The sequence below is a fragment of the Candidatus Poribacteria bacterium genome, from assembly GCA_026702755.1.
Lineage (GTDB): Bacteria > Poribacteria > WGA-4E > WGA-4E > WGA-3G > WGA-3G.
Genome location: JAPPBX010000100.1, coordinates 24,545 through 35,267 on the forward strand (window position 1 = coordinate 24,545; position 10,723 = coordinate 35,267).

Here is a 10,723-nt window from a genome sequence, read left to right on the forward strand (position 1 = left end):
AAAGTAGGTGTGGTTGTAAGTGTCTATATGGAAGGAAGTTACGTAGTGGTGCGTTTGATGCACCACTACATCTTAACACGTGTTGAAATATGACGGATAGATTAACGAAAATTGGGATCTAACGCCACGCTTTGACACTTGCCCAAGTGGTTGCGAGTTTATCCGCGGGATCTACAGGCAAAGCAGTTAGGTCTTCCATGCTCCGCGCAATATCGTCTTCCGACAAAGCGCGATCCCATACCGTTACCTCATCAATGATCCCATTGAACTTTTGTCCGGTCGCGCCCCACGAGCCGATCATCGTATCGCCTGCCGTTCCAAGGTACTCAATCCCAGCTTTGCCTGCGTCCTCTACCACAGATTTACCGTCAATGTAAATCTGTCGGGATTTGCCTTTTACATCCAGCCAGAACGTGATATGTGCCCATTTGTCGGCTTTGACTGCAGCAGGTGCGTCAAGGTCATTGGCATAAAACCCCATGCGAACGGTGCCACTATTGTAGATACGATAGTGCAAGCTTGTATTCTGCGCGTTGACCTGTGTTTGTGTGAAAACACACTGCTGGTCTGCACCACTGAGTGCTGGCTTAACCCACATCGTCACTGTAAAACTCTTTTCGTTGAGTTCAATATATGGAGCTTTGACCTCTCCCGCTTGACCAAATTCCATGGCTTTTCCGAATTTACCATCAACCCAATCCCCATCACCGACGAGTTCTGCGTCGTTTCCGTGTGGGGAAAGATCTTCCATCGCTTTTCCCTTGCCTTCGTTAAAAGAAAGGTAGAGCAGCAGCTCCTTATCCTTTAGATCCAACGCTGTCGCATTGAAGGGTATCAGCACCAATCCAGCGAAAATCAGAAAGGACAGTCCTATTCGATACATCATGATAAACTACCTCCTCTAAGGTAGATGTAAGTGATGTTCTTTTAGCTAATTTCATACCTACTTAGAATAACACAAAAATTCGGGAATGTCAAGATTTTGTGACCATCCAAAGTGTTTCTGCCTAAAAGACTTGTGGATAATGCGTTCATAAATCATCAATTCGACGCGAACAGGCGATTCCAGTCGTGATGAGACTTCGCAATGCTCTCAGGGTTTACCCGACTCCGAGCGACAAAACCCGGAACGGAGGCACGACCTGTGGGCAAACCGATTTGACTGTAGCGCGTATCAACACTCCAACGGACGGTGTTGGAGCGGTTCGGAAGACCACGATGCACAACCCGTTCACTCGTTAGTAAGACATCCCCTCCATCCAGTTCAGCGGTGACGATGTCACCGGGCGGTAATTCCACATCGCTAATTCCCCTGCCGCCGGTGTGCCCGGGTGTTGGATCCTGATAGTTGTGGTCAATCAGATTGAAAAGATGTGAACCTCGGATAACTTGCATGCACCCATTCTCTTCAGTCGCCTGAATGAGCGGGAGCCAGACATTCACCACCAATGTTTCACCGGCTTCTTCCGGGATGAGATACGCCAAGTCCTGATGCCACGGGATGACCGTAACATCTTGGTTCGGCAGCTTGGCACGGTAATTAAACTGTGGATGTGCCAAAATCTCATCACCAATAAGAGATGCGACGACATCAAGGAGCGTAGGTGCCGTTCGGAGCGTGAACATTCCGGCGGTCCGAATCTTCTGGTCGCGGAAATAGTTGCTCCAAATCCAGTCCGGATCGGAACAGGCACTTGATACCATCCCCAATCTCTTGTCAAAAGGTTCATCATCATAAGTGTCCGACGGATCAAGGATCCCGTGTTTGACTGCTGCCTGCGTTCCATCATCAACCTTTTGCGCCAATTCATCAATCAAAGGTTGAAGTGCCTCGTTTGGCAGTACATTTCGGACAAATAGGAAGCCGTCATCATGAAATTGCTGCTTCTGCTGCGCTGTGAGTCCGATCTGATCATGTTGTCCAGACATTACTACTTCTCCATTTTGAACTATGAAATTGGCGGAATCGCAACGGCACTGCCAATTTCGCTGGATTTCATTGATGCATCGAGCATCTGCATCAACATCACCGCCTCTGAACCGGGATTGAGGGGTTCATCTCCCTCCCGAATCGCTCGGATGAATTCTTGTGCCTGAAGCGTTATATCATCTGCCTTTTGTGGTGCCGGTTTCATAGGTTTGACCTTAACACCGTCCGGTGTTCCAACCAGTATTTTCCCATTTTCCAGCCCTGCTTTCGTGCCGTAAAGATGGAACTCCTGAACCTCGCTTTTGACCAAATCGCTCCCTTTTGCTGGAGCATGCCGGTTTGTAGTATTCAGCGAAAATGCAACAGCAAAATGCAGGGTGCATCCATTCTCAAACCGTACAAATCCACACGCGGCATCATCTGCGGTATAGGTCTGCTCAGGGGGTGCGAGATGGGAGAAGTTGCAATATAACCCAGCCATTGCCTCTGTAGGACGGGGGCACCCCATCATAAACCAGACGTTGTCAATGGCGTGGATACCGAGATCAAGTAGCACCCCGCCACCCTTTGCTTTATCGTGTCGCCATCCGCGGGCAGAACACCAGCGTGTACGTATCCACCGAGTTTCAGCATAGTATACGTCGCCGAGTTCTCCTGCTTGTACCAGTCTACGTCCTTCCGTCAACTGTGCTGTGAACCGAGATTGCCGAACAAACATATAGACCAAGCCTTTGCTTGCGGCAAGTTGCGTGACGGGTATTAACTCCGCTGCATCGTTTGAGGGAGGTTTCTCACAGAGCACATGCATCCCGCGCTCCACCGCTTCCAGTGAAACGGGAGCGTGCATCCATGTCGGAAGCCCAATGCAGACAGCGTCTAAATCACACGCGTCGAACATCTGCTTGTAATCATCAAAAACGCGGACACCTTTAATGTCGCCCAAGACCCTTTTCCGACGGTCGGCATCCGGGTCTGCCAAAGCGACGAGTTGGACATTCGGTTCTCCGTTGAGAATCACAGTTGTGCTGCTGATCGTTCCGCCGACACCAATGATTCCAACTTTAACTGCATCTTTCTTCATTCACACCCTCCATTTCCGTAAACCTGCTTTGAACAAACCGTGGGAGTGACCTCTAAATTGCAACTTACCACTAAATTAGAGTCATTCAGTTAATAGGAACAATCTCTGTGTCTTCAAGAATCTCCTATAGGATCAACTTCCAGATCGCGATTTATTCCATAGAATCGTCAGAAACTCAAAACTACACTGCCCGAGATAAATGCCGACAATATAAATTGAACTTGACAAATACAGAAAAGAAAAAGGCAGGCATTTTCCTGCCTTTTGGCTGTATCAAGCCGACTGATTCTTAGACCTCAAATTATCTAAGGGAAAACCTTTTTGAGCGAGACAGAAAGGTTTAAAATTAAGGAGTCCCACCTCTCTGCTTCTTTTCCCATTCCTTAGCACCTTCTCGCGTGGTACGCCTTCCAACTTGCTGAATATGAACGTCATTTCCGAGGTTCCGCTGGTGCTCTCTTTCACGCCGATCTATGTCGTTAGTAATCCCGCTACGGATAACTTTGTTACCACGCTTCAGGTGATATTTATACGTATCACGTTTGGGTTCTATAGGGACTCCTCTAGCCTCAAAAACCTTCTTTACTGCCCGTTCAACCTCAGACTTTGAGAGTTGTCCACGTTTGGGTGGGTATTTGACAATTCTTTGTTTTGACATTCTAATTACCTCCATTGAGTATGTTACAATTACGTGAGTTTGATAATAAAATGTGAGTTCGCTCTAAACATTTTTCATAGGTAAAAAAAGCGGTATTATTGTAGCATAAACTGTTAGTTTGTGCCGTTTTGCCAAAACTAACAGAGGAGGCTACGGGTGAAAACTTTTTTCAAACTCACGTTTACAATTCGTAGCTTGGATGAAGACTCAGCCATCCAGCAACAACGAGAATATAATTATTGAAATCCTCAAGGTCTTCAACTTCTAGACGAAGTTCTTGAGCGACTTGAGGTAAATCGTTCAAAAAACTCTGGTAACGTCTCCAAATAATGCTTCCACCTGGAATGGTCCGACGCCCTGATGCGGTACTAAGCCAATCCCGAACAATCCTTACAACTTTTTCAGAACTGTCATTATGAGCAGGAACGTCCTGACCAGCAATATCCGAAATAAATTTTTGATGCCGATGTAGTTCTCTATCCATTACAAGGCATTTTTTTTTTTTCTGTTTTCTTCCACCGAATCTTTTCGCCCCGAAGAAAATTCCCAACTCTAAGGGCATATTAAACCGAGGAAGACGCAAAGTTTCGTCTAATTCCGTTCTGGATATGTCATGAATACCATAACGGCAGTCCTCAATGATGTTATAAATCTTATCAATGCGAACTTGACTTGCGTCCCCTTCCTCAAGTGCACAGCGGGCAACAAAACCACAATCATGCACGGCAAATATTATCGCATCAAGCAAACGCTTGTAAGCTATGTCAAATGGACAATTGACAAAAACATTATCATTATAACGAGTTAATTTCATGAACTCCTACTCAATTTCACCCATCTAGAAGTTTTTTCAAAAACAATTTCAGAATGTTCTCCTTAAGTATACCATAAATTCTATGAATCATCAATCTTTTCAAAAACCGTCCAGGGACATTCAATTTTCCTGAGAAATGCATCAAGTCCGCTGATAAGAGGATTTAGAGGGTTAATATCAACCAGAAAACCGAAAACTAAATGCCCCTAACCGCCGAATCAAAGTGCTTGACTTGTCTTGTGTCTTCCTATAGAGTATATCTAAGCCTAATTTGAAATCCAATCAAATTCCTTGGGAGGATCTGCCACACGCTTAGAGTGTTGCCTGCAGATGCCCCACACTCCTAAACTCTAATCCAAAAGGAGGATAATTATTCTCATGTATCGCCACTTTTTCTTAACGATTTTCGCGCTACTTTTCGCTGTAGGTTTTGTTATCGCTGAGGGTGAAAAACTGGTACTCGTTGGCTCCGGTGAACCCGATCCGAAGGATGCTCCACTGATAGAGCACCTCGAAGAGTGGGGTTACGTCGTTGAACCCCATCAGCACTTGGCGAAACATCCTGTCAATCTCGCAGATATTGATCTCGTCTTTATTTCAGAATCAACCTCCAGTGGCAACATCTTGGACGCTTACAAAAACTCAACCGTCCCGGTGGTCAATGCCGAGACGTGGACTTATGATGATATGGGATTTGCTGCGGACGGCACATTCAACTCTGATGCGGGTGATGATCTCACCATCGTTGATACTGAGCATCCGATAACCGAAGGCTTCAAGGGCGACATCACAGTCAGCAAACCCGCGATAGCACTCATGACGTGCAGCGGTTTTGAAGGTGATATTGATATATTAGCCGTGCGCGCTGACAACGACGATCTCGTCGCCATCTCTGTCTATGAAAAAGGTGCGAAAACGATTAAAGGCTCTACGAAAGCGATACATGTTAACATCTGGCCCCACTCCACAGGTTGGGAGCAGGTAACAGACGATGGTTGGGAACTCATCCACCGTTCAATTCTCTATGCCTTAGGTCAGATTCCGTTTGACGTTGCGCCACAGGACAAACTCGCTGTTACTTGGGGACAGATTAAAGCCGTTCGTTAACTCCCAGTGGCAGGACTGTCAACTCTACTTCACAACAGAGATGCCGACCCAGTGTCCAGAAACACTGTACAATCTGCGTGTGTCTGTAAGATAGAGGCTGGGTGCATCGGTGTTATTTCGCCGTGTAAGCAATTCCGAACCGCCTCCGCTTTCCGTTCATCCGGCACAGTGCAAATAATCGCCTGCGCCTTCATGATTTGGCGGATGGACATTGAAATCGCTTGGGTCGGCACCGCGTCAAGCCCAGTGAACCAGCCTTCACCTACCTGCTGTAGACGGCATGCCTCATCTAATTCAACGAGGATGTAAGGATCCTCTGTTTCAAAATCTGCCGGTGGATCGTTGAAGGCGAGGTGTCCATTCTCGCCGATGCCTACAAATGCGACATCAATCTGATGTTGCGAGATAATCCGATTGAGTCGATCACATTCGGCTTGCGGTTCGTCCGCTTCACCGTTCAGGAAATGTACCGTTCCGGGACGCACAATGTCCACGAGGCGTTCCCGCAGATATTTGCGAAAACTTGCGGGATGCGTCTCAGGGATGCCGATGTATTCATCCAGATGGAACATCGTCGTGTTGTCCCAGTCAATCGTTTCATCTGCGGTGAGTGCAGCAAGGAAGTCAAATTGTGATGCACCCGTAGCGACAATAAAACTCGCACTTCCATTTGCATCAAGTGCCTCGCGCAGCTTTGTGCTGGCGACGTGTGCCGCCGCTTCGCTCGTTTCTCGTTTGGTGGTTGCTTTAAAAATATTCATCCGTTTAGTATTTTCGTGAAATCCCGTTTCCAACTCGGTGAGAGGGCGGGTAGTTTTCTGGCTTGCGCGATTTTCTCATGATTGTCCCTATCAAAATAACGGAGATTGACGATCTCCGTGACACTCATCGGTTCCGGTGCGGCCTTAATGCGCGCAATCGCATCGCCAGCGGTGATTTCGCCTTCTTCAAGCACCCGAAAATAGAAGCCTACGCGCCTACTTTCTAAAAACTGTTTGGGGAACTCCGGTAGTCCCATCTTGTATGCAAGCTTAAAGCACGGCACACGCGGTTGCGTAATCTGTAACTTCACCGTTGAACCTATTTGAAAAACATCGCCTATATGAACAGACGCTTCCAGTAAACCCTCAACGGTGAGATTTTCGCCGAACTGTCCGTACGTCAAGTCGTCTCTTTGTAATTCCTGCTGCCAATGGGCGTAATGCTCAATCGGATATCCGTAAATGGCTTTATAGGTACCACCATGCACCCGCAGATCGCCTTGTCCATCACCGTCAATGTTCTTCTCTCTGAGCATGACAGTGCCTGACACCGGTTCCTTGAAAATACCGGTTTGGATAGTCTTACCGCCATATTGAATAGGCTTCGGTTTTGAAACATTTATGGATAAGAGTTTCATGATACGCTTTAGTATACTGCTTCTTCCGAGTTATGTCAAGCGAAACATTTAGAAGCATCGCGATATATTTTTCATATTTTTTTCTCGTCATGCAACCTTTGGCTCTTTAAAACGCGTCATTAATAGTAACAGCAGTGCGGTGGTCGCGCGTTAAAACCGTGCAGCTGTATCCTACGTAGGAGAAATTTGATGAAAACCGAAGATGCACAACTCGTACACCGCTTTTTGTCAGGGGACGAGAATGCCTTCACTCTTCTGGTGAAAAAACACCAGAAGAGCATTCACGCGCTCGTATGGCGGAAGGTTGACGATTTCCATATTGCCGAGGAACTCACACAGGATACTTTCCTCAAGGCATACCAGAAACTTGGAACGTTGAAGAATCCGAACCAGTTCGCTGGATGGCTCTATGTAATTGCCGATCGGCTTTGTATCGCCTGGCACCGAAAGCAGAAGCCACCGATGGAATCCTTGGAAACCACGAGTGGAGAGGAGATAGAAGAATCATCTTATCGGCATTATGAAGATGAACAACGCAATGAGGCATCCGCTGAATACCGTCGCGGATACATCAGCAGTCTCTTGGAAAAGCTACCGGAGAGCGAACGTACAGTCGTAACACTCCACTACCTTGGAGAAATGACATGCCAAGCGATTAGCGAATTCTTAGGTGTGTCTCCAAACACGGTTAAGAGCCGTCTCCAACGCGCACGGAATCGTCTAAAGGAGCATGAAAACATGATTCAAGAAACACTCGGAAGCGTACATCTACCCACTACTTTTACCGAAAATATTATGCAGCGAATCGCTACCATAAAACCGGTATCCCCTACAAACAGTAAGCCACTTATACCGTGGGCAATCTCAGCCACAACAGCCATTTTTATCTTTCTCATAATGGGTGTGGGTTCACAACACCTCGCTCGTTTTCAGAAACCCTACAACCTGAACGCACAATCAGAAGCAACCGTTGAAATTGTTGATGCGCCCATCGTTCTTGATACACAGGCAAAGCCGGATTTACGGAATCAAGCGGGACGTTTCGATAGCACCGGTAAAAGCAGCAGTGCCGGTCCCCAAGTTTCCGAACCCGTGCTGCTTGCCGCTGCACAGATAGAAAAGGAGACGCGTCCGTCAACAAAACGACAGTGGGTACAAGCAAGTGGTCCAAAAGAAAGGATCTCAGTGTCGAGTTTATTGGTAAGTTCATGGGGGGATGTCTATGCGATTTCGCGAATCGGTATCTACAGATTACCACCAGATGCACCTGCCTGGACACTCGCGAGTCCACTCCCCTCAGAGGCTTCTGTAGACAACTACGGAATACCAATAGCAGAACGAAACGATACGCTCTATCTCGTCTTTCCTAACGGCGTGTTTGCGTCAAAAGATAGAGGCGAAACATGGAGAAAACTTGGCGAGCGTCCAACAGGACGCGTTAGGGGACTCGTGATAACGGATGATGCATTGTACCTTGCGTTTCGAGATGAAGGCATTTTCCGATCTACAGATGCGGGTAACCAGTGGACACCGCTCAACAATGAAGTGGCAGATAGCGTGGTTTTCTCAGTCGCTGCTATTGAAAACACTGTGTTTATCGGGACAAACAAGGGACTCTACCGCTTGCATTCAGGGACATGTGAGAAATTGTTGATAGATACCACGAAAGCCATCCGTTCTTTGTCAGTCTCTGGAAATAATCTCTATGTCGGGACAGGACGCGATCTTTCTCAATTGGGCACCGAGGAAGGGAGGACAGCGCACCTTGAAAAACTTATGGAGGAATTTAAGAGCAACACCAATGTCAGAAAATGGGAGATTTTCCACTCAACCGATTTGGGCGATTCATGGACCGATATAACACCGACAAGCAATTCGTACATGATGAAAGCTTCATCGAATGCTAAAGTCTTGGCAACCGGAAATGCTGTTCTGGCGTTAAGTATGATAAGCTTCCGATCAACCGATGGCGGAAAAACGTGGACAGAATTTGGCTTCAATCCGGATCCAATGACCTCGAGTATATTTCCTGCCGTAGCAGTGGATGAGAATATTATCTTCAAAAGCACACCCTCTGAACTTACACGCTCAACCGATGGTGGCGAATCGTGGCATCCATTTACGGATGGCATTGTGAGTAGTAACATATTCAACTTAATGAGGTTTAAGGACGAACTTTATACGAGCACATCCACCGGTGTTTTCAAATCCACCGATAGCAGCGAGTCGTGGAAAAAACTCACTTTGAGTTCTGATGAACTTACACTAAAACCGATAGAGGAAGACATCCGTACTAACCGATTAATTTCTCCAAAATTAGCAATTGTTGACGACGTACTTTATGGTGCTGCACCTGTTTTAGTCCCCAAGCATGAATTACGCATCTTCCGCCTCTCAGTGAATGGAAATGTGTTAGTTCCTATCCAAGGGATACCTGCCCTTGAAGGAGCTTCTTCCATCACAGATATAAAGGATTGGACAGATATAAAGGATTTGATAGATAAAATGTTCCAATTTGAACGATTTCCCACCGTGTTTGCAGTCAGCGGCGAAACATTCTATGCGGACTACATGAAGCAGCTTTTCCGGTGGAAACGCGGTGAATCGGAATGGTTTAACACCGGACTCGTAGATGCAGATAAAAGTGATAATTCTATGAGAGATTTCAAACTTGCTGTTTCAGAGGAGATGAGAGATTTCAAACTTGCTGTTTCAGAGGAGACCGTCTATGCCGGAAAACGCGATGGAAGTCTTTTTCAATCGTTTGACAGTGGTAGCACATGGAACGATTTAACTTCACATCTGCCACTGCGTTTTGAGCATTTCAATGATATAATCTTTGCGGGTTCAATAGTATACGTTGCTACGGACGCTGGCGTTTTGACATCAGAAGACGGTGAACATTGGCATGCAATCACCGATAAAGTAGGAAAGCACACTCTCATTGATCAGATAGCTGTGGATACCGCAACTGTTTACGGTGCTGGTGACGAAGGCATCTATCGATTGAATAATAGCAAAGAATGGAAAAAGATCTCACCAGAAGTGCCAGATAGTGTCAAGTCACTGGTTATTAAGGACGATAGACTTTATATCGTCACCAAACATCGCGGGATGTTCTACGTTCCTCTTGAAGAAGAACGGTAGGCAAGCGTATCGTGATGGTGTTAATTTCTGAATTACCAAGTGATTAACTATGCCTAAAAAGTAAATCAAAACGAAAAACAAAAAATTAAGTTTTATTTTGCAGTTACAGCCAAACTATTGTGGGAATTGAAGGTCCCTTGTATGTTTGGCTGTTTCGCGTTCTGCTGAAAAATCCGTTTTCTCGTCAACAAGAGTTTTTATAGTAAAGCCCGAAAATATGTTTACAGGTCGTCAGGGAACAAACACCCTACCGCCGCTGGCGAGGATTGTATCCTCGCCCTTGCGTTAGTGTATAGGTAATTATGGGTTTACTATTAATTCAGCGTTAAAATGCGAGTTCGATGTAAAAAATAGCGTCGTGTTCATCAAAAACAAATGGTAAATTTCCTTTTTCGTTATGTCAAGAGACGCGTTTTAGCGTAGTTGTGATATAATTTCTTCAACTTTTTTGTTCTTATGCACCATTCTGTCTTTTAAATCGCGTCATTAATAGTAACAGCAGTCCGATCGTCGCGCGTTAAAATCACGCTGTTGTATTCTACGTAGGAGAAATTTGATGAAAACCGAAGATGCACAACTCGTACACC

At 46.1% G+C, this 10,723-nt stretch carries 9 protein-coding genes; 2 read left to right on the forward strand and 7 right to left on the reverse strand.

Annotated features, from left to right (window positions below):
• Nucleotides 1–118: 118 nt before the first annotated feature.
• The 5 genes from OXH39_19990 to OXH39_20010 all read right to left on the reverse strand — a co-directional run bounded on the left by OXH39_19990 (nucleotide 119) and on the right by OXH39_20010 (nucleotide 4,483).
• Entirely contained in the window at nucleotides 119–886 is a 768-nt protein-coding gene (locus OXH39_19990; GenBank protein ID MCY3552745.1) for a LamG domain-containing protein, read from the reverse strand.
• Nucleotides 887–1,041: 155 nt separating this feature from the next.
• The gene (locus OXH39_19995) at nucleotides 1,042–1,929 is read right to left on the reverse strand and encodes a phytanoyl-CoA dioxygenase family protein (GenBank protein MCY3552746.1); all 888 of its coding nucleotides are present in this window, start codon (nucleotides 1,927–1,929) and stop codon (nucleotides 1,042–1,044) included.
• Nucleotides 1,930–1,949: 20 nt separating this feature from the next.
• Entirely contained in the window at nucleotides 1,950–3,011 is a 1,062-nt protein-coding gene (locus OXH39_20000; protein MCY3552747.1) for a Gfo/Idh/MocA family oxidoreductase, read from the reverse strand.
• 346 nt (nucleotides 3,012–3,357) lie between these two features.
• The gene (locus OXH39_20005) at nucleotides 3,358–3,669 is read right to left on the reverse strand and encodes a hypothetical protein (GenBank protein ID MCY3552748.1); all 312 of its coding nucleotides are present in this window, start codon (nucleotides 3,667–3,669) and stop codon (nucleotides 3,358–3,360) included.
• 181 nt (nucleotides 3,670–3,850) lie between these two features.
• A complete protein-coding gene (locus tag OXH39_20010; protein MCY3552749.1) occupies nucleotides 3,851–4,483 on the reverse strand; it encodes a hypothetical protein in 633 nt (210 codons plus the stop codon).
• A gap of 378 nt (nucleotides 4,484–4,861) precedes the next feature.
• Between OXH39_20010 and OXH39_20015 the strand changes: the two genes are divergently transcribed.
• A complete protein-coding gene (locus tag OXH39_20015) occupies nucleotides 4,862–5,590 on the forward strand; it encodes a hypothetical protein (protein MCY3552750.1) in 729 nt (242 codons plus the stop codon).
• Between the two features lie 29 nt (nucleotides 5,591–5,619).
• On the opposite strand, the gene OXH39_20020 is transcribed toward OXH39_20015, so the two are convergent.
• Both OXH39_20020 and OXH39_20025 read right to left on the reverse strand, forming a co-directional pair.
• Entirely contained in the window at nucleotides 5,620–6,351 is a 732-nt protein-coding gene (locus OXH39_20020; protein MCY3552751.1) for a glucosamine-6-phosphate deaminase, read from the reverse strand.
• The gene (locus tag OXH39_20025) at nucleotides 6,348–6,989 is read right to left on the reverse strand and encodes an MOSC domain-containing protein (protein ID MCY3552752.1); all 642 of its coding nucleotides are present in this window, start codon (nucleotides 6,987–6,989) and stop codon (nucleotides 6,348–6,350) included. The genes OXH39_20020 and OXH39_20025 overlap by 4 nt, the downstream gene beginning before the upstream one ends.
• Before the next feature lie 189 nt (nucleotides 6,990–7,178).
• Here OXH39_20025 and OXH39_20030 point away from each other — a divergent pair, with 189 nt between their 5' ends.
• Complete coding sequence (locus tag OXH39_20030) at nucleotides 7,179–10,136, forward strand: sigma-70 family RNA polymerase sigma factor (protein MCY3552753.1); 2,958 nt, start codon at nucleotides 7,179–7,181, stop codon at nucleotides 10,134–10,136.
• The last annotated feature ends 587 nt before the right edge of the window (nucleotides 10,137–10,723 follow it).